The organism is Acinetobacter corruptisaponis (assembly GCF_030053775.1).
Classification (GTDB): Bacteria; Pseudomonadota; Gammaproteobacteria; order Pseudomonadales; family Moraxellaceae; genus Acinetobacter; species Acinetobacter corruptisaponis.
The window spans coordinates 2,107,464-2,127,158 of record NZ_CP125669.1; the positions used below are offsets into that span (position 1 = coordinate 2,107,464).

General features: G+C 47.6%; 15 protein-coding genes and 1 pseudogene. 8 read left to right on the forward strand and 8 right to left on the reverse strand.

Going from position 1 to position 19,695, the window contains the following annotated elements:
- Positions 1 to 6: 6 nt before the first annotated feature.
- Positions 7 to 1,722, reverse strand: a complete 1,716-nt coding sequence (locus tag QLH32_RS09960) for a cation acetate symporter (RefSeq protein WP_283269315.1) — start codon at positions 1,720 to 1,722, stop codon at positions 7 to 9.
- Between the two features lies 1 nt (position 1,723).
- Positions 1,724 to 2,056, reverse strand: coding sequence for a DUF485 domain-containing protein (locus QLH32_RS09965; RefSeq protein WP_267981773.1), 333 nt, complete (start codon positions 2,054 to 2,056; stop codon positions 1,724 to 1,726).
- Positions 2,057 to 2,241: 185 nt separating this feature from the next.
- Here QLH32_RS09965 and QLH32_RS09970 point away from each other — a divergent pair, with 185 nt between their 5' ends.
- Complete coding sequence (locus QLH32_RS09970) at positions 2,242 to 5,736, forward strand: hybrid sensor histidine kinase/response regulator (protein ID WP_279960401.1); 3,495 nt, start codon at positions 2,242 to 2,244, stop codon at positions 5,734 to 5,736.
- A 312-nt stretch (positions 5,737 to 6,048) separates the two neighbouring features.
- The gene (locus tag QLH32_RS09975; protein WP_283266105.1) at positions 6,049 to 6,810 is read left to right on the forward strand and encodes a hypothetical protein; all 762 of its coding nucleotides are present in this window, start codon (positions 6,049 to 6,051) and stop codon (positions 6,808 to 6,810) included.
- A 50-nt stretch (positions 6,811 to 6,860) separates the two neighbouring features.
- Here the strand turns inward: QLH32_RS09975 and QLH32_RS09980 are convergent.
- Positions 6,861 to 7,778 (reverse strand): annotated as a pseudogene (locus tag QLH32_RS09980) (sigma-54 interaction domain-containing protein); the annotation flags it as partial.
- 256 nt (positions 7,779 to 8,034) lie between these two features.
- Here QLH32_RS09980 and QLH32_RS09985 point away from each other — a divergent pair.
- The 3 genes from QLH32_RS09985 (at position 8,035) to QLH32_RS09995 (ending at position 11,279) form a co-directional block, all read left to right on the forward strand.
- On the forward strand, positions 8,035 to 8,721 hold the full coding sequence (locus tag QLH32_RS09985) for an MBL fold metallo-hydrolase (RefSeq protein WP_283266106.1): 687 nt from the start codon (positions 8,035 to 8,037) through the stop codon (positions 8,719 to 8,721).
- Between the two features lie 12 nt (positions 8,722 to 8,733).
- Complete coding sequence (locus QLH32_RS09990) at positions 8,734 to 10,398, forward strand: bifunctional protein tyrosine phosphatase family protein/NAD(P)/FAD-dependent oxidoreductase (RefSeq protein ID WP_283266107.1); 1,665 nt, start codon at positions 8,734 to 8,736, stop codon at positions 10,396 to 10,398.
- Positions 10,399 to 10,499: 101 nt separating this feature from the next.
- A complete protein-coding gene (locus tag QLH32_RS09995) occupies positions 10,500 to 11,279 on the forward strand; it encodes a sulfite exporter TauE/SafE family protein (protein WP_283266108.1) in 780 nt (259 codons plus the stop codon).
- Between the two features lie 45 nt (positions 11,280 to 11,324).
- Here the strand turns inward: QLH32_RS09995 and QLH32_RS10000 are convergent, their stop codons facing one another.
- The 3 genes from QLH32_RS10000 to def form a co-directional block, all read right to left on the reverse strand.
- Positions 11,325 to 13,412 carry a TonB-dependent copper receptor gene (locus tag QLH32_RS10000; protein ID WP_283269316.1) on the reverse strand — a complete coding sequence of 696 codons (2,088 nt, stop codon included), beginning with the start codon at positions 13,410 to 13,412 and terminating at the stop codon, positions 11,325 to 11,327.
- Positions 13,413 to 13,487: 75 nt separating this feature from the next.
- On the reverse strand, positions 13,488 to 13,922 hold the full coding sequence (locus QLH32_RS10005; RefSeq protein WP_283266109.1) for a DUF2946 family protein: 435 nt from the start codon (positions 13,920 to 13,922) through the stop codon (positions 13,488 to 13,490).
- 20 nt (positions 13,923 to 13,942) lie between these two features.
- The gene (gene def, locus QLH32_RS10010) at positions 13,943 to 14,473 is read right to left on the reverse strand and encodes a peptide deformylase (protein WP_267981776.1); all 531 of its coding nucleotides are present in this window, start codon (positions 14,471 to 14,473) and stop codon (positions 13,943 to 13,945) included.
- A gap of 120 nt (positions 14,474 to 14,593) precedes the next feature.
- On the opposite strand from def, the gene QLH32_RS10015 reads away from it, so the two are divergent.
- The 3 genes from QLH32_RS10015 to tsaC are packed head-to-tail and all read left to right on the forward strand — an operon-like array spanning position 14,594 to position 17,507.
- On the forward strand, positions 14,594 to 15,748 hold the full coding sequence (locus QLH32_RS10015) for a LysM peptidoglycan-binding domain-containing protein (RefSeq protein WP_283266110.1): 1,155 nt from the start codon (positions 14,594 to 14,596) through the stop codon (positions 15,746 to 15,748).
- 13 nt (positions 15,749 to 15,761) lie between these two features.
- Positions 15,762 to 16,901 carry a DNA-processing protein DprA gene (dprA, locus tag QLH32_RS10020; protein ID WP_283266111.1) on the forward strand — a complete coding sequence of 380 codons (1,140 nt, stop codon included), beginning with the start codon at positions 15,762 to 15,764 and terminating at the stop codon, positions 16,899 to 16,901.
- 36 nt (positions 16,902 to 16,937) lie between these two features.
- The gene (tsaC, locus tag QLH32_RS10025; protein WP_283266112.1) at positions 16,938 to 17,507 is read left to right on the forward strand and encodes an L-threonylcarbamoyladenylate synthase type 1 TsaC; all 570 of its coding nucleotides are present in this window, start codon (positions 16,938 to 16,940) and stop codon (positions 17,505 to 17,507) included.
- A 408-nt stretch (positions 17,508 to 17,915) separates the two neighbouring features.
- Here tsaC and QLH32_RS10030 read toward each other — a convergent pair whose 3' ends face one another.
- Together QLH32_RS10030 and QLH32_RS10035 are read right to left on the reverse strand one after the other, a co-directional pair.
- Complete coding sequence (locus QLH32_RS10030; protein WP_283266113.1) at positions 17,916 to 18,836, reverse strand: DMT family transporter; 921 nt, start codon at positions 18,834 to 18,836, stop codon at positions 17,916 to 17,918.
- A gap of 105 nt (positions 18,837 to 18,941) precedes the next feature.
- Positions 18,942 to 19,595 (reverse strand): TetR/AcrR family transcriptional regulator, encoded by a 654-nt coding sequence (locus QLH32_RS10035; protein ID WP_432442281.1) that lies wholly within the window; start codon positions 19,593 to 19,595, stop codon positions 18,942 to 18,944.
- Positions 19,596 to 19,695: the final 100 nt, after the last annotated feature.

A 19,695-nucleotide genomic window follows, 5' to 3' on the forward strand; every position in this document is an offset into this window, starting at 1 on the left:
GGATAATTAGTGATCTGACGCGCCAGAAGCACCGATCCCTGTCATTGAGCGAACAAACTGTGCATCAAACGCCTTACGTTCTTTCTCTGCACGAGCTGATTTGTCAGTGACTGAGAACAACCAGCAGCAGAAGAATGAAAGTGGCATTGCGAATAATGCTGGGCCATTGAATGGGTTTGGCGCAGTTTCAGAAATTGCCAGTGTATCCACCCACACTGCTTTAGACAGGATGATCAGGCTCACCGCACCCACCAAGCCAACCACCCCACCAATCACGGCACCGCGTGTAGTCAAGCCTTTCCAGAACATAGACAACACCAGCACTGGGAAGTTTGCACAGCACGCCACTGAGAATGCCAAGCCCACCATGAACGCAACATTTTGCTTTTCAAATAGGATACCCAGAATCATGGCAAAGATCGCCAAGCCCAAAGTTGCGATTTTTGACATACGCAGTTCAGACTGAGGGGTGGTTTGGCCTTTTTTGAATACGTTGGCATAAAGGTCATGTGAAATTGCTGACGCACCTGACAGGGTTAAACCAGCCACCACCGCAAGGATGGTTGCAAATGCTACTGCTGAGATGAAGCCCATGAACAGGTCACCACCAACGGCATCACTCAGGTGAACCGCCGCCATATTGTTACCGCCCACCAATTCCAGTTTACCTGTCACTGCGGCTTTGGCCACATCAAGGAACTGTGGATTGTTGGCAACAAACAGAATCGCGCCAAAACCGATAATGAATGTTAAAAGATAGAAGTAACCAATGAAGCCTGTTGCAACCACAACTGATTTACGTGCTTCCTTTGCATCTTTCACGGTGAAGAAACGCATCAGGATATGCGGTAGGCCCGCTGTACCAAACATCAAGGCAAGACCAAGGGACAGTGCATCAATCGGGTTTGCGGCAAGCTTGCCTGGCCCCATGATTTTTGCGGCTTCATCCCAGCTCATGCTGTGTGCCTGACTATATACACCAATCGCCTGATTAAACATATTGGTGAAACTAAAGCCAACCGCTTTCATCACCATGAATGCCATGAATGTCGCACCACTGAGCAGCATCACCGCCTTGATGATCTGTACCCATGTGGTTGCCAGCATGCCACCGAAGATCACATAGGCCATCATCAACAGACCCACGATCACCACAGCAATATTGTAGTTCAGGCCGAAAAGCAGCTTGATCAACTGACCCGCACCCACCATCTGTGCGATGAGATAGAATGCCACCACAACCAGTGAACTGAATGCCGCCAGGGTACGAACTGGCTTTTCTTCAAGACGGAACGACACCACATCAGACAGGTTGAATTTTCCGAGGTTGCGTAGACGTTCAGCCACAAGGAACAATACGATTGGCCAGCCCACCATGAAACCCAGTGAATAGAGCAGGCCATCAAAACCTGAGCTAAACACCATTGCGGAAATACCGAGGAACGATGCCGCTGACATATAGTCACCCGCAATCGCCAGACCATTCTGGAAACCACTGATCCCACCGCCTGCCGTATAGAAATCCGCAGTACTGGTGGTCTGTTTTGCCGCCCACTTGGTAATAAACAAGGTGAAGCCAACAAAGATTGTAAACATGATGATTGCATGCCAGTTGGTGGCCTGCTGCTCTGCCGCACCCAAATCTGGACTGGCAAATGCGAGACTTGAGCAACATAGGCTTGCAAACGCAAACACTGCCGCCTTGATTGATGTTCCGTTCATCTCAGTGCATTCCTTTTTCATGTGCAATCGCCTCAACTTCCTTGAGGGCCTCTTCATTCAGCTGGTCAAGCTTGTTGTTGGCAATGTAGGAATACACACCACACAACACAAATGACAGCACAATAATGCCTAAACCGAGGGGCATCCCCCACGTGGTGATACCGCCGCTAAATGAACTTGCCAAAAATTCTTTGTTATAGCCAACCAAAAGCATAAAACCAACGTAGATAAACAGCATGATTGCTGTTAATGTCCAACTCAGTGTGCGTTTTTTGCTGACCATCTCTTGAAACTTTGGATTATGTAGAATTCGATCTACCTGTGAATCATCCATAACCAACTCCTTATTTTTGTGTCCAACCGTGGACCCCTTTTTCGAATGGGATTTTTCATTATTCAAATTAGCAAGATTCCACTTGACTCGTAACTTAGACTTTGGTCTCTAAATGTAATCTTGTTTTAACGCACGTTCCGCGCTTCGCGGTATGATAAAAAATGGGACTTGATCACGTGAGCAATATGAACAGTTGGCTGATTATTGGGGTACTTGCCCTGTATATTGTGGTGCTATTTGGCTGCGCGTTTTTCGGAGAGAAACACGCCAGCCGCCTTAGCCCGCGCGGCCGCATGTTGCTGTTCAGCCTAACCCTGGGTGTGTACTGTTCATCATGGACTTTCTACGGTGCCACAGGTGCCGCGGTTCGTGAGGGGGTGATTTTCCTGCCGATCTATCTGGGTCCGCTGTTGTTTATCTGGTTCGGTTATGACATCTGGAGACGGCTGGGCCGTATTCGCCAGCACCACGCCATTTCCTCGATTGCCGACTTTGTCGCGGCTCGCTACGGAAAAAGTGGCAGTCTGGCTGCGCTGGTCACCATCCTTGCCGTGATTGCCATTGTGCCCTACCTTGCCCTGCAACTCCGTGCCATTGCGCTGAGTGCATCAGTGATTCTGGAACAAAATGCCCACATCCACACCACCACCAACAGTGTGCTGGTGCTGACAGGCGTACTTGCGATTTTGGCGATGATCTTTGGCACACGTCATATTGCCCATACTGAACAGCATGGTGGCCTGATGCTGGCGGTGGCGTTTGAATCTTTTGTCAAGCTGTTTGCTCTGCTCTGCGTCGCGGGTTTCTTTTTATTGCAGTCACCAGAAAACATCAGGCAGGTCAGCAGCGATGTCAGCCAGCATTTTCATGACCTCCAGCAGCTTGGTGTACCTGAAACATTCTGGATTCAAACCCTGCTCGCTGCACTGGCAATGATTTGCCTGCCACGCCAGTTCCATGTGGCGGTGGTCGAGTTACGCGATGAAAAGCATATTCGTGGCGCACGGCGCTGGTTTGCAGCCTACTTAATCCTGACCATCATTGCGATTATTCCGATTGCCAGTTGGGCGCTACACTCGCTGCCTGAATCGCTGGGTACACCTGATGTTGCGGTATTGGCCCTGCCGCTCAGCTACCAACAGGACTGGTTGACCCTGCTGGCATTTCTGGGCGGTTTCTCCGCCTCCACAGGTATGCTGCTGGTGGCATCCGTTGCCCTCTCGATCATGCTCAGCAATGACCTGATCATGCCCGCACTATGGCGCTTTAAGATTATTTCCCGACAAGACCAGCAACTTCCCCGAGTGCTGAAACTGACACGGCGTTTCAGTATTGTCAGCGTGATGTCATTGGGTTTTTTATTCTTCCATTTCTTCAATGACATTAACCAGCTCTCGGTTTTTGGCCTACTGGCATTTAGTGCCGTTGCACAGTTCTCGCCAGCCCTGATTGGTGGTCTTTACTGGCGTGGCGCAAGCCGTCAGGGCGTGTATGCAGGCCTGTTGATCGGTTTTGCCATGTGGAGCTACACCTTGCTTTTCCCAACAGTGTTGCGCAGCCTGCCTGAGCATTATCAGGCTTTTGCCCAGCATTTGTTGATGTTTGGTCCGTTTGACATCAATGGCTTGCGTCCAGAAGCCCTGCTCGGCTTTGAGTCCTTTGCGCCCCTGACCCACGGTGTGCTGTGGTCTCTGGGATTAAATGTGGTTTCATATATCTGGGTCTCACGCCTGTATCGTCCCAGTGTTGCTGAACAGATTCAGGCTGAAAGCTTTTTTTACTATGAAAGCAAGCCCCTGCCATCCGCCCAGTCTAATACCGACCTGACTGACCTACACCAGAATGCAGCCCGTCTTAAAGTGGGTGACTTGCTGGCGCTGGCAAAACGGATTACGGGGGACCGTCCAACCACACAGGCATTCCAGCAGTTCTGTGAGCAGAACCATGTCATCCTCAATGAAAACCATGTGGCAAATGGCATGTGGTGGCGTTTTACCGAACAGTATCTGGCGGGAATTATTGGTGCGGCCTCTGCCCGTACCTTACTCACGACTGCCATGATCAATAACGGTCTGGCTTTGGGGCAGGTGGCGAATATTCTGGACCAGGCCTCCCAGTGGCAGCGCTTTAACCAAAACCTGTTGATGACCATGATTGACCATATGACTCAGGGGGTCAGTGTGGTGGATAAAAATATGTGTCTGGTGGCTTGGAACAATCAGTACCTGAAACTGTTTGATTATCCCAAAGATCTGGTTTATGTGGGATGCCCCATTGCTGATTTAATCCGTTATAACGCGGAACAGGGTGAATGTGGACCAGGTTCAGTTGAAGAGCATGTAAATAAACGGATTCACTGGATGAAAGTCGGCAGTGCGCATGAATTTGAACGGATTCGCAAGGATGGTCTGGTGATCCAGATGCGTGGCAACCCAATTGAAGGCGGCGGCTTTGTCACCACCTTTGCCGATATTACCGCGTTCCGTGAAAATGAGGCGGTGCTGGAAGAGCGGGTCAATGACCGTACCCAGCAGCTTGCCAATGCCCTGACCGAACAGAAATTGGCACTGGAACAGGCCGACAAGGCCAACCAGTCGAAAAGCCGTTTCCTTGCCGCGGCAAGCCACGACCTGCTGCAACCGATGCATGCAGCACGCCTGTTCAGTACCGCACTGGAGCAGAGCGTTGAAAAAACTGAGGACATACAAACCTTGCAGCAACTGGACCGTGCCCTGTATGGCGCGGAAAGCATGCTGTCAGCCCTACTGGACATCGCACGTCTGGAAGGCGGAACCATTCAGCCAAAACGTCAGGCCTATTCACTGCATGACCTGTTAAATGACCTCGAACTACAGTTTAAGTCGATTGCCGCACAGCGCAATATCCAGTTGTCTGTTCACGACACCAGGTTCTGGGTAGATACCGACCCGCAATGGATGCGCCGCATTATCCAGAACTTTGTCAGCAATGCCCTGCGCTATACTGCCCAGGGTCGTGTGGTGGTGGGTGTGCTGCGTTCGGCACAACGTCCAAAGCATATTCGGATCGGGGTTTGGGATACAGGGCCTGGGATTAATGAACAGCAACGCGTAAAGCTATTTCAGGAATTTGAGCGTTGTGGTCATACCTCGCCCTGGGGTGAGCAAGGTCTGGGATTAGGACTTGCAATCGTGCAGCGTATGACCAGCCTGCTGGATTTTCCAGTTCATGTCTATTCAGAACTGGGCAAAGGTTCCTGCTTTATCATTGAAGTACCATTGGCTGAAGCACCACAGCAACAAGCCCCTACTCCACAGCTAACAGCGCTGCAACACACTGCCTATAAAGTGCTATGTCTGGACAATGATGAAACCATTCTGCAAGGCATGCGTACCTTGTTGAGCAAGTGGGGCTACCAGATTTTTACCGCGACTGAACCTGCGGAGGCGCTCAGGCTGATTGAACAGGAAGACATTCAGGTCTGGCTGATTGACCAGCATCTCAACAATGAGCAGCGCGGACTGGATTTCATTGAAAAATATCGTCCAGCCCATATTCCTGTTGCCCTGATTACTGCGGATTCCGATCCAGAACTTCCCCAGTGCCTAAAGCAACAGAATATTGTTTTGCTGAGAAAACCACTGAAACCTGCTGGATTGCGCGCATGGTTATCAGGCTTAAAAATCATGCCGATGGGCTAAATAGCAAAATATTTTTCCTGATAGGCAAAAACCATCAAAACCACAGGATTTTCTGAATAATAAATTGACCAAAGTGCTCAAATGATTTTTGACTATGGCAAAAACGTTCACTTACATTAGTGAACGTTTGTACACTTACTTACAATTATACAATTCATTGTTTTTATTTATGATTTTTACCATAAAAAACCCATCTACAACTTTAGTCGTATTCTACTTGCATCCACAAACACGCAAAAATTGATCAACTTGATAGAAGCCGTTTTTCATGCGTTTAGGTTTCTAGCAAAACTATCACAAAGGACATTGATCATGAATAGTAGCCACCCCACCTCTGAGCATACCTCACAACAATTTTACCGCCAATACAGTGCCAACGCCTTATTACCAGAACTAGACTGGCAAAACGTCTTTGCGCAAAGCAAGCTTAACGATACCCATTTACGTGCACTGAATACGATTTACCAAGCTGCTGTTCCACTTGCGTTGAATGTTTTCCATGAACTGAACTTTGATGTGTTCGCACCTGCCGCCTACCATCCGCAGGGTTTGGGATTGTTTGAAAAACTGGCGCAGCAGGAAGAAAAGTTCCTGAACATCCTTGAAACCGAGTCAGCACATCTGGACCATGAAACACGTCATCAGATGTGGAGCATGCTGTTACGTGGCGGTGCGGTACTGGTATTCAAGGCTTGGCTGGGTCATGTAAAAACGGGCGGCAGCCAACTGGATAAAACCCAGTTTGATGAGCTTTCTGACCTGCTGTTTATTAAAACCCGTCCTGAACAGTTGGCCCAGCGTTTAAAAGTGGATTCAGGTGCAACACTGCCGCATATTTTTCTGATGCATGAAAATGAAGTGTTTCTAGACCACTTCAACAGTCTGGAAACAGCCGCGCTATTCGTTGATCTGGGTGTATATGATGCGGCGTTCCTGAGTTTACGTGATGACCGTGTGGCTGAATATCTCAAGGCTAAGGGCTATGTCACCCAGGAACAGATTGATGATCTGCAATGCGCACTCAACCCTTTGTACTGCGACAGCTTAATGCCAAAACAGGATTGTTTGGCTTAATTGGCTTACTGATCAAGAATTATGGTGAGGGACCCAGGTTCCTCATGCTATTAAAGTTGATATTTTTTTCGGTAGCGCCATAAGGTTGAGCGGCTGATACCCAAAGCCTGTGCCACTCGGTTTAAACGATAATCATATTGTTTCAATACAGCGTCCAAACGTAGTTTGGTGATGAGGCTATCTTCCTGATCATGCTGCGGATCGGAAACCGATTGGGCGAGTTCATGGTGAATAATCTCCTGTGGCAGGTCTTGCAGATCAATCCAGTCATGGTCATGTGCCATGGTTAAGGCATAGAGCAAGGTATTTTTTAATTCACGTACATTCCCCAGCCAGTCATATGCCATAAATGCCTTTAAAGCTGCCTCGGTTAATCTTGGAATAGAGCGGGTACTTTTATATTGCTGTAAAATTGCTTCACTAATCAGGGCAATATCCTGTTTTCACTCTCTCAGGGGTGGAATGAAGATTGGAATCACCCGCAGACGATAAAGTAAATCCTGCCGAAAACGTCCAAGTCTCGCTTCTTCCCGCAATGCTTTATGGGTCGCTGCAATAATCCGCACATTGACCTTGATCGCGTTTTCACCCCCCAAACGATAAAACTCACCTGTTTCCAGCACTCTTAATAGCTTTGCCTGTAGTTCCAGCGGAATTTCAGCGATTTCATCCAGAAATAGTGTTCCACCCTCGGCACGTTCAAAAACCCCCTTATGTTCCCGAATCGCCCCTGTAAATGCGCCTTTAACATGGCCAAATAATTCACTTTCAAGCATATTGGCATTCAAGGCAGCGCAGTTAATCGCAATAAAGGTCTGGTCATGCCGTTGACTATAGTCATGAATGACCTTTGCCACCAGTTCCTTGCCGCTACCCGATTCACCACGCACCAACACAGGAAACTCCGTCAGCGCAACCCGTTGAATAATGGTGAACATATGCAGCATTTCAGGCGACTGGCTATGAAAGGTCTGCTGTAGTTCCGCAATCACCTGTGAAAGTTGTTTAGCCTGCATATTTCCCCATTTCGTCTATGTTTCACTTTATGTTTCATTAATGTATCACCAAAACCAGAAATAAAACAAATATGAAACCATTTAGATTTTATTAATTGATTTTAATCGGTTTTATCCTCATGATTTTATTATACATATTCATAATATGAAAAAATTGGCATTGGTTTTGCAAATTTAAAGATAAGCAAAATATTTTGAGAAAACAACCATGATTTTTAAACAGTTTTTTGAGCCTGAAAGCTCAACCTATACTTACCTATTGGCAGATGAAAAAAGCCATGAAGCCGTCTTAATTGATCCTGTGGCTTCTGAAATCGAGGTTTATGCCCACTATTTGGCACAGGAAAACTTAACCCTAGGTTTCAGTCTGGATACACATGTTCATGCGGACCATGTCACAGGTGCAAATGCCCTGCGCCAACGATTTGGCTGTAAAACCGTGCTGCATCGGAATTCTGGTGTCGAATGTGGCGATATTTTCATTACAGACCGTAGTGCCATTCGGATTGGCAGCATGTTAATTGAGGCACGTTATACCCCAGGCCATACCAATGCCTGCACCAGTTATGTGGTGGGTGGCATGGTCTTTACTGGAGATGCCCTGTTGATCAATGGCTGCGGACGTACTGATTTTCAGGAAGGTAATGCCAGCACCCTGTATGACAGTATCCATCAACAATTGTTTAGTCTAGCCGATGACACGATTGTCTACCCTGGGCATGACTATCAAGGGCGTCTGTGTTCCAGCATTGGACAGGAGCGCCTGCATAATGCACGTCTGGGCAATGGGCGCAGCAAAGAGGAATTTATTGAGATTATGAGCCATCTCAATCTACCTTATCCTCAAAAAATAGATACTGCATTGCCTGCCAACAAAGCCTGTGGACAAGCCTAGGGGAAATGTGTCATGCAATTAAAATCTGTAAACCGTGAATTTTGGGTTGCTGATCAAATCACCGCACAGGATCTACCTGAGATTGCCCGTCAGGGCATCAGGACCATTTTATGTAACCGCCCTGATGGTGAGGGTGCAGACCAACCAAATATTATTGAGATTCAGCAGGTGGCAATCCAGTTTGGCATTCAGGTGGAATATTTACCTGTGGTCAGTGGCAAGGTCAGCGATGAACAGGCCCAGCAATTTAAACAACGCTATCAGCAGGCGGCCAAGCCACTGCTGGCCTATTGTCGTACTGGCACACGCTCCATCACCTTGTGGGCATTATCACAGGTTGCGGAACAGAGTCTTGATCAGATGCTGCTAACTGGAAAAGGTTTAGGCTACGACCTACAGGGTTTGGTGCCTCGCTTATCCCAGCAATCCCAGCCCCAATCAGGTCTTGTCGCCAAATATTCGGTGGTGATTGTCGGTGCAGGTGCGGCGGGGATTTCCGTGGCTGCCAGCCTGCTTTCCCGTCAACCCCAACTAGACATTGCCATTATTGATCCTGCCGAAATTCATTACTATCAGCCTGGCTGGACCATGGTGGGTGGTGGGATTTTTCCACCTGAAAAAACCGTGCGTACCATGGCTAGCCTGATTCCAAAACAGGTGCAATGGATTAAGGCAGCCGTGGCGGCCTTTGACCCCGACCATCAGCAGGTTTTATTGGAGGGCTGTAAACCCCTGAATTATGATGCTCTGGTGGTCTGCCCAGGACTGAAACTGAATTGGCAAGGTATTGAGGGCCTCAGTGAAACGCTGGGTAAAAATGGAGTGACCTCAAATTATCGTTATGACCTCGCACCCTATACCTGGCAGTTGGTCAGTCAACTAAAACGTGGCAAAGCGGTTTTTACTCAACCACCCATGCCAATTAAATGCGCGGGTGCGCCACAAAAGGCCATGTATCTTTCCGCCGACCACTGGTTAAAACAAGGTGTACTAAAAGATATACAGCTTGATTTTTATAACACAGGGGCGGTGTTGTTTGGTGTGGCGGCGTATGTCCCTGCATTAATGCAATATGTACAACGCTATCAGGCACAGCTACATTTTGGGCATCAATTGGTTAAAGTTGATGGAGCTCAGCAACGAGCCTATTTCAAAGTGACCGAGGGTGAGCATAGCTCGATTGTGGAAACTGACTTTGATCTGTTGCATGTCGTCCCACCTCAACAGGCACCTGATTTTATTCGGGCCAGTAATCTGGTCGATGCTGCTGGCTGGGTCAATGTGAACCAGCATACGCTTCAACACACACAATACCCCAATATTTTCGCATTGGGAGACGTGATGAATGCACCAAATGCCAAAACAGCGGCGGCTGCACGTAAACAAGCGCCTATTGTTGCTGTAAATGTATTGCAGTACCTCAAGGGAAGTTCACTGTTTGCCCGCTATGATGGTTATGGCTCATGTCCTTTAACTGTTGAACGCGGCAAGATTGTGTTGGCGGAATTTGGCTATGGCGGTGCATTGCTGCCAAGTTTTCCCAAATGGTTACTGGATGGGCAAAAACCCTCTCGTCTGGCATGGTTACTCAAGGAACAGATCTTACCGCCCATGTATTGGGATGGCATGTTGAAAGGACATGAGTGGCTGGTCAAGCCTAAACTACCATCACATTGATTTCAATCTAAAAAAATCTCTGTCCTGACTGTACATATAGTCAGGTTGGGTAGGTTCATCATTTCAAAAAGTACCCTATTGAGTACTTGGGATAGGTCATCATGTGGTTATTGGTGTTGGAAGGTCTCGCCATCGGCTGTCTGCTTGGCATGACGGGTGCTGGTGGTGGGATTTTGGCTGTCCCCGCGCTGATGGCGAGTCAGGGCTGGACCGTGGCGCAGGCTGCCCCTGTGGGTTTGCTTGCGGTGACGCTATCCGCCATGGTTGGCACAGTTCAGGGATTATATAAAAGGATTGTACGTTATCGTGCAGCCATCTGGATTGCCATCATCAGTATTCCCTCCGCACGTTATGGCGTGCATTTAAGTGGAATTTTACCTGCCACATGGCTCAGTGTCGCTTTTAGCCTGATTATGTTCATTGTTGCTTACCGCGTATTTGCCAACCAAGTTGATGATTTTGTTGATCCACCCTGTAAAGTCAACCCCTCCACTGGCCGCCTGATTTGGGACATGAAAACAGCATCGATTTTAGGCAGTATTGGTATACTTGCAGGCCTATTAACAGGTTTACTCGGCGTTGGAGGAGGCTTTGTCATTGTTCCCGCCTTACGCAAGGTCTCTGACCTGGACATGCACAGCATTGTGGCCACCTCTTTACTGATTATTTGCCTGATTGGTGGTTTTAGTATTCTGATTCATGTTTTGGATGGTTTTCATTATCCAGTCGATATCAGTCTAGGCTTCGTATCCGCCTGTATCATCGGCATGCTGATTGGACGTAAAGCCATTGGTTTAATTTCAGTGAAAACTGTACAAAAAATCTTCGCCCTTACCGTTTTTTGTGTCGCAAACTATATACTGTTTAAGGCGATTTTTTGAACTGTATCAGCCCAGCAAAATGGTCTGGGCTGATCACTCACGTTGTTAGAACTTCATGCTCATCCGCATCCAGTAGTTACGTCCAATATTATTGAACTGTTCACTGGCCGCATAACCAAACATGGAGGCGCCTGCCTTGTTTAAATGTTCGGTGTAGGTTTGATTCAGCACATTATCCACACCAACCGAAACATCAACAGCATCCGTCAGCTTATAAGTCCCATTCAGGGCCAAAGTGTTGAATGCCTTGCTTTCATTCATGTCATAACCGACCACATTGCCCTCATTCAGGCTAATGCGATCCTGTTTGGCAACCGCACGCCATAACAAGCCTAGGCTATATTTTTCATCGACATAGCGAAGATTTATACGTGCCTCCAAAGGCGCAATCTGGGGAAGCGGACGTCCATCAGAGGTATTTTTACCCCATGCATACATGCCTGACAGATCAGCCTGAACATGATCGCTAAATTGATAGCCAATACCTGCCTCAGCCCCTGCAATGCTTGCATCCACATTACGTGCCAAAGGATAGCGCTCATTTGCCCCATTGTATTGCAGCAAAATAAAGTCCTTGATTAAACCTGCGTAAGCCGAAGCCCAAGTATTCCATGTGCCATGCTCTGCCTGAAAACCAACATCCAACTGCGCAGTACGTTCATTGTTCAGGTTGTCCAGATTATCGAGCATGCGATAGGTGGTCATTCCCATCATGTCGGTTGAGCCAACACCACGATCTGTTGAGGTGCTATACAGTTCCCAGAAATCTGGGCTACGCTCCACATAACCCAGCCCTGCGTAAGTTTTGAAACCATGTTCAGGCAAGGTTTTTTCGATACGGATAAAACCACTTGGGTTGCTATCACTGCGACTCTTGCCATTTTTTAAACTGTCAATCTTGACCTGATCCACACGCGCACCCGCAACCCATTTCTGATCAGGATCAATGTTGTACGTCCATTCACTAAAAGCACCATAAGACTGGAACTTGAGGTCATTGGCAAATGGCGAGTTCATACTTGGCATTGCATACATGATCATGTTGCCACCATGTGTGTTGCGCTGGCTATCCACGCCAGACACCACACTGAACCTGTCCCAGTCCGTGGTTACCGCCAGACGTGAGTTTAAGGTACGGCGGGCAACCTCCATCTCCATTTTGTTGGGTACAGTCATCTGCATACCATGCATATTCATTGTCGTCATGGGTGCGGCACGCAAACGGAAATTATCCATGATGTGGTCGTTATAACTATAGTCAATCTGTGCCTCAAGCTTTTTAACCACCTCGGTCAGGTTGTTCTGTTCGGCATGTAGCCCCAGACTTTCACGCTTGAACTGTGAACCATCCATGCTGCGGCCTGCATAGGCGGCTTCACCATCGCCTTTGCCAGCACGAAGTTCCAGCCATGAGTCGTCGGTTGGTTTCCAGCCCAGTGCAAGGTCAGCATTCCAACGTTTCCAGTTTGAGTGAACCGACTGACCATCCCCATCCTGATAATCATCCGCCACAGAACGGTTGGCATTTAAACGCGCATATTTGCTTTCATCACCCGCTGCCACCTCGACATTGTGATCAAGCCGCCCATAAGACCCAACAACCACACTCGCTTGTCCACGATAGGGCTTTTCCTGGGTTAACTTTTCAGGCTCGCGCTCAAAAACAACGGTTGCAGCCGAACCTGTATTGGCATATTGAACTGTCTGAGGTCCTTTAATCACTGTAATTTTGTCAAAGCTTTCAGGCTGAATATAAGAAGTGGGTGCATCCATACGCGCTGGACATGCACCCAGATTCTCTGTGCCATCAGTGAGAATTTTAATGCGTGAACCAAACATGCCCCGAAAGGTGACATCCCCATTGGTTCCACCATTTTTAATGGCATTAAAGCCCATGATACTTTGTAGATAATCCGCCCCATCCGTTGCAGGAATCGGCTGGATCGGTTGCTTGGGATCGGCCTGAACCACCAAGCCATTGCCTTGATTGGGTGGTTGTGCAGTGACCACGATGGGTGCAAGTGAGACATGCGCCTGCCCATGCTGCACAGGTTCTGCCCACGCCATTATCGTATTTGAAGCAGCCAAGATCGCAACCGTCAGCGGTTGTAATAAAAATTTAGGTTGAGCCATCATCGGTCTCTCTTAAAACATAGATAAAACAGGGTCAGAGTTCTAAAAAAACCCTAACGAAAATAAAGTTTTAATTTATGCAAAGAGTGGCGGAGCCCGCCCTTGTGGCAAGAGGAACAACCGTTGCAGTGCAAAATAAACATGCTTAAAGGCTTGTTGATAAGCAACTAAACGGATTTGGATACGGACCAGCACCTCTTTTACGCCAAATTCAGGCGGCAATACCAGATTGGCATAGACGGTACAGTACTGGCATTGATGGTTTGGATCGTGGTGGTCATGCTGTGGTGCCGAGCCATCGGCCTGTACAAGCTGATGTGTGTGGTGATGGACATGATGCGCTGGACTTTCGGCCATCTGGCTTTTAGGCAGCAACAATGCCTGGGTGATGGTCTCACAGACGGGTGCGATCTGGTATTGCTTCGGCAGCAGGGGTTGCAGGAAAACCGCAATCTGTAAACAGACCGCGGTAAATGCAAGCAACATTCCACAACGAAACAGGGATGGCATGTTCAAATGATCGTTACAGCCTAACGTTTGACTGCAACTTTCTCTTTTTCGCGCTGGCGCACCACCTTTTCCACTTTTTCACGTGCACGCTGTCGCTTTAATGGCGATAAATAGTCAACAAAAAGCTTGCCATTTAAGTGATCCATTTCATGTTGGATACAAACAGCGAGAAGTCCGTCAGCTTCCAGCTCAAACGCTTGACCTTCAAGGTTAATTGCCTCGATTTTTACGCGTGACGGACGCTCAACTTTATCGTATATTTGAGGCACGGAGAGACAGCCTTCTTCATAAGGCTGTGTATCTACAGTCAGTGGAGTGACTTTTGGGTTAATGAACACCAACGGTTGGTTTTTCTCTTCAGAGAGGTCCATGACAATAAGCTGGATATGTTGGTCAACCTGAGTCGCCGCCAAGCCTATACCTGGTGCCTCGTACATGGTTTCGAACATATCCGCTGCAAGCTGACGAATCTCATCAGTGACTTCTTCGACTGGCTTGGCAATGGTACGAAGACGGGGATCAGGAAAACTTAAAATAGGTAATAAGGCCATACTGTTCCTCACTTATGCCATTGATCAAAAAACCAACTGAAGGGAATGCTTGATCAAAAAATTGTGTGTAAAGTCGTTATTATAGCGCAACTACACAGATAATTTTTAGGAATTATGATAATGAAAAAGGTTTTAAACGGCATACAATCATTTCATGCCTTGGGGTTAAAAAAACAACTGATTGCCGCTGCAATTTGTGCTGGATTGGGCATGAGCATCAACCTGACCCATGCAGCAAGCCCGAATGTCAGCCCACCGTCCGTGAAAGCAGGCGCACCGCATGTCTATGTGGTGAAAAAAGGCGATACGCTTTGGGACATTTCAGGCAAGTTTTTAAGCAAGCCGTGGCGCTGGCCTGAAATCTGGGCAAGCAACAAGCACGTTAAAAACCCACACTGGATTTATCCAGGTGACAAACTGCTACTCTGTAGCCTGAACGGTAAACCTTTAATTGGTAAGGATGAGGGTGATGGCTGTGATGGCATTATCCGCCGCTATACAGGCAACACCGCATCAACCTTGCGCCCACAGGTGCGCATTGAGGCGTTGAACAACAGCGTTCCTGTCATTCCATTGGCCCATATCCAGCAATGGCTGGAACGCACCTCGGTACTTCCAGCCGATGCGATTGCCAACACACCGTATATTCTGGGTACAGCAGACAACCGTGTTCTTGCAGGCAAGGGCCAGAGCGTTTATGTCCGTGGTCAGGGTCTTGAAAATGGTCAACGCTATGGTGTGTTCCGTGAGGGTGAACCATACGTGGTGCTGGATGAGAAAGGCAAGAAACAGGTGCTTGGCCTTGAGTTGACCCAGGTGGCTTCAGGTGTCGCCATTCGCAACGAAAATGACATCACCACGGTTGAACTGACCGACAGCTACAATGGTGAAGTCCGTCGTGGCGACCGCGTCATGGCTGAACAGGATGCCATGCTGCCTACCCTGTTCTATCCAACCGATGCAGGTCAGGTCAAAGACGGTGGCAAGATCATTCGTGTCATGGGTTCAATTGGAACTGCTGCGAAAAACGGTGTGGTGACCGTAGACCGTGGTACGGCTGATGGTATTGAAATCGGACAGGTTTTCAGCACCTATCAGGATGGTGAAACTGTTCGTGACCCTAAAACCAAGGAAACGGTTAAACTTCCTGGACAATATGTGGGCAGCGTCATGATCTTTAAGAGCTTTGACCGTATCAGCTATGCCTATGTGCTGGAAAGTGAGCTACCAATCAAGATTGGTTCAAACATCAAGCCACCTCGTCTTGACGACTAAGTCCTAAAGACCCATGTTGGATCAATTATCACCTCAGCACTACGCCACTGTGTTGGTGTGGTATTTGGTTCAACATTCCCTCTCCAGTTTTCAAAAAATTCTTCATCACTTTGGCAGTTGTGAACAGGCAACTCAACCCAACCGCTTTACAGAATGGCAGCAACTTGGCCTACATGCCAGTCATTTAAAACGTTTGCAGGAATTCCAGACTGCACAGGGACAGCAGCAGTTTGCACAGATCGTTCAACTCATTCAAAAACACAGTGACTTCATCTTAACGCCTGACGATATTGGCTATCCCACCCAACTATTGCCCTATTCAGACCACCCACCGATTTTATTTGGACAGGGACAGGCATCGGCACTGCTGCAACCCCAAATTGCTGTAGTTGGCAGTCGCAAGCCTAGCCCCCATGGACGGCAAATGGCCTATGACTTTGGCTATTATTTAAGTGAAAAAGGCTTTTATATCAGCAGTGGTTTGGCACATGGCATTGATGAGGCAGCACATCGTGGTGGCTTGGCCCATCAGCGAACCATTGCGGTGATGGGCACAGGACTGGATACCATTTATCCTGCCCAGCATAAACAATTAGCCGAAGAAATTCGTCAATCAGGCGCAATTGTGACTGAGTTCTTGCCCGCCACCCTGCCTTTAGCCGCGTTTTTTCCACGGCGTAACCGTATTGTCAGCGGCTTAAGCCTTGGCGTGTTGGTGGTGGAGGCGGCATTAAAAAGCGGTTCCATCACCACAGCAAATGCAGCGGCAAATCAGGGCAAAATGGTCTTCGCCATTCCTGGACACATTTACAGCGAGCATCATCAAGGTTGCCATCAACTGATTCGGGAGGGCGCAACCCTGGTTGACCATCCTGAACAGATCATTGAAGACCTGGCTTTACCAACCCAATGGCAAGCCCAGCAGCAACGTGTTGAAGAACCCAAAGAAACAGCACCTCCACCACCCAGCCTGCCTACGCACCTGATCGAACTCTACCAGATACTGGACTGGGTTGGACAAGACCTCGACCAACTTGCGCAACGCTATTCAGCATCAATTGCTGATCTCACCGCCCAGTTAATGGAACTGGAATTGCTTGGTTTATGTATTCAGCAAGGTGGACGCTATTTACGTTGCCGCCCAATGCATTAAACTAGCAACATCCATTCCCTTAGTCTCAGTTTTCGCATGATCACATCCTCCATTTCCGAAGCGGCACAATTCTTAAAACAGGGTAAAGTGCTTGCCTATCCCACTGAAGCGGTCTGGGGATTGGGCTGTGATCCATTCAATGAACAGGCGTTTCAGCACATTCTGGAACTGAAGCATCGTCCAGTGGAAAAAGGGGTGATTTTACTGGCTGGGCACCTTGATCAGGTTGAACACTTACTACAAAGTTTAACAGCCGACATTCGCCAGCAAGTCATTGCAAGCTGGTCCGACCGTTTGCCGACAGAGCGTGCCACCACCTGGCTGCTCCCTGCCGATCAGCACATTCCAGACTGGATTAAGGGACAGCATCCCCTCGTCGCGGTACGTGTGACCACCCATCCCCTGTGTGTTGGGCTGTGCAACAGCTTTGGTGGCTTTATTGTTTCAACCAGTGCCAATCCTGCGGGTTTAACACCTGCACATAACCTGCAACAGGCACAGGATTACTTTGCCTCATCGCTGCATTATTTAAAGGGTGATCTGGGACTGAGCCAGCAACCGAGCCGAATCTTAAATGCACTCACAGGCGAAGTGATTCGTGCTTAGTACATTAATCATGTAATTCGGTGAAGAGCAGACAAAAAAAAGCTCAGTTATATAGGGATAACTGAGCATAAAAAGGATGTGGATAATCACATCCAGAGGGTTCACAAATTCGCTAAGCAACTTCTTCATTCTCATAACGAATCAGCTTGCTGTGGGCGGTATTATGGAACAATTGTTCAACTTATACAAATATATTATTTATCTAACAAAAAATGTGAAAAGCGTACCATTTTTGTCACTTTCATTATTTTAATAAAATTATATTTCTATTTTTATTCAGCTTTTTTTAGATGACAAATTTAGTCACACTTTAAAATATATTTGTAAATCATATAGAAAGAATGATCATTAGATAAATTTTTTGGTGTGTTTGTTTTTATTTTCAACAAACACACCGCTTCTTTGACCTTAATGAGCTGATTCAACCATTCTGGCTGGTGCTTTTACGGTTTTCTTCTGTGCCATCACAATACCCACCAGAATCATCACACCACCAATGCTATGGTAGACCGTCCATTGTTCAGACAACCAGAGGCTGGCAATAATCGCGGTAAACACAGGCATCAGGTTCATAAAAATACTGGTACGGTTTGGTCCAATCGCCTGTACTGCCAGCATCCACAACAATGGTGCGATCAACGATGGAAAGATACCCGCATACAGGACACTGCTGACGTTACTGGCATTGATACTGTCCAGACCAAACCAGAGCACAAACGGCAGATGGTAAAGTAGTGCAAAGGCAATCTGGACATAGAGGCTGCTCATAAGAGGAATCTGTAGTTGCCACTTTTTCAGGAACACCCCATAAAAGGCATAGAATGTCACCGCAACCACCATCAGGGCATCACCCCAGTGTCCACCCTGTTGCAGCAGGCTCGACAAGTGTCCCTGACTGATAATGTAAATCAGGCCAGCAAAGGACAATACGCTGCCCAGAATGGCAAACAGATTTGGCTTATCCTTTAAAATAAAGTAGGCAATAAAGATGGTGAAAATCGGCACAAAGGCATTCACGATTCCCATGTTGGTGGCCGTGGTGTAATGCGCTGCGGTATAGGCAAGACCCTGATACAGCACCATGCCAAAGGCACTGAAAATTGCCAGTTTACCCAACGACTGACGAATCAGCCCACGCTGCTGCCAAACCTTTGGCAACATAAACGGCGTTAGAATAATAAAGGCGATCAACCAGCGGTAAAAACTAATGCTCACTGGAGAAATATAGTCCGCAACATAGCGGGTCACCGCAATGTTCAGTGACCAAATCAATACGGCGATCAACGGCAATACAAATGCCCATTTCTGATATTTTGTTAACTGACCCATCATCATTCTCGCAATATCTCAGCAATGTCCCTATTGTGAAAGATGTCCAAAATAATTGAAATATCGCATTTCAGACATTTATATCGCGGTTAAGACATGCCTGTTTTAAAACAGTTCCCAGACACGCATAGCATGTTCCACCACCTTATGCAGTTGCCCTGCTGTTGCTCCATCCCGTGCCTGTAGGGTGAGGCCCTGCACCACAGTGGCATAGAAATCCGCCATTTCTTGTATAGGCGCTCTGGTTGGCAAGTCGCCATCAGCAACGCCCTGCTGAAGTCGTTGCAATAGTTTTTGTTTGGTTTTCAGGCGCTTTTCCAGAATGTTTTGCTGTACCTCCTGTGCATTGTCGGAACAGTTCATGGTTGCCACAACCAGCATACAACCCGCAGGTTTATTGGGCTGGGCCAAGCGCTTGACGTTGTCATACAGATAAAGCTCAAAGGCAACTTTCGCCGTTTTAGCCTCTGCAAAGATGGTTTCGATGGGACAGGCTTCATGGGCCAGATAATAATCAATGCATTTATGGAACAGGCCTGCCTTATCCCCAAAGCTGCTGTACAGGCTCGGTGCGGTCAACCCAAGCGCCTGAGTGAGATCGCTCATTGAAGTGGCTTCATAGCCATGTTCCCAAAACAACAACATCGCCTTTTCCAGTGCCTGCTGCTCATTAAAGCACTTGGGACGGCCACGCTTCTTTTTCTGCGTGTCATCACAGGGAACGGCTAAAGACTCAGATGCATTTGTCATAAGGGTCACAATTATTTTCATAACGATCATTATTAAATTAATTGACGCAGCAATTTTTATCAACTATTTTATTTTATAGCGATCGTTATAAAATTTTAACCTATTCTTT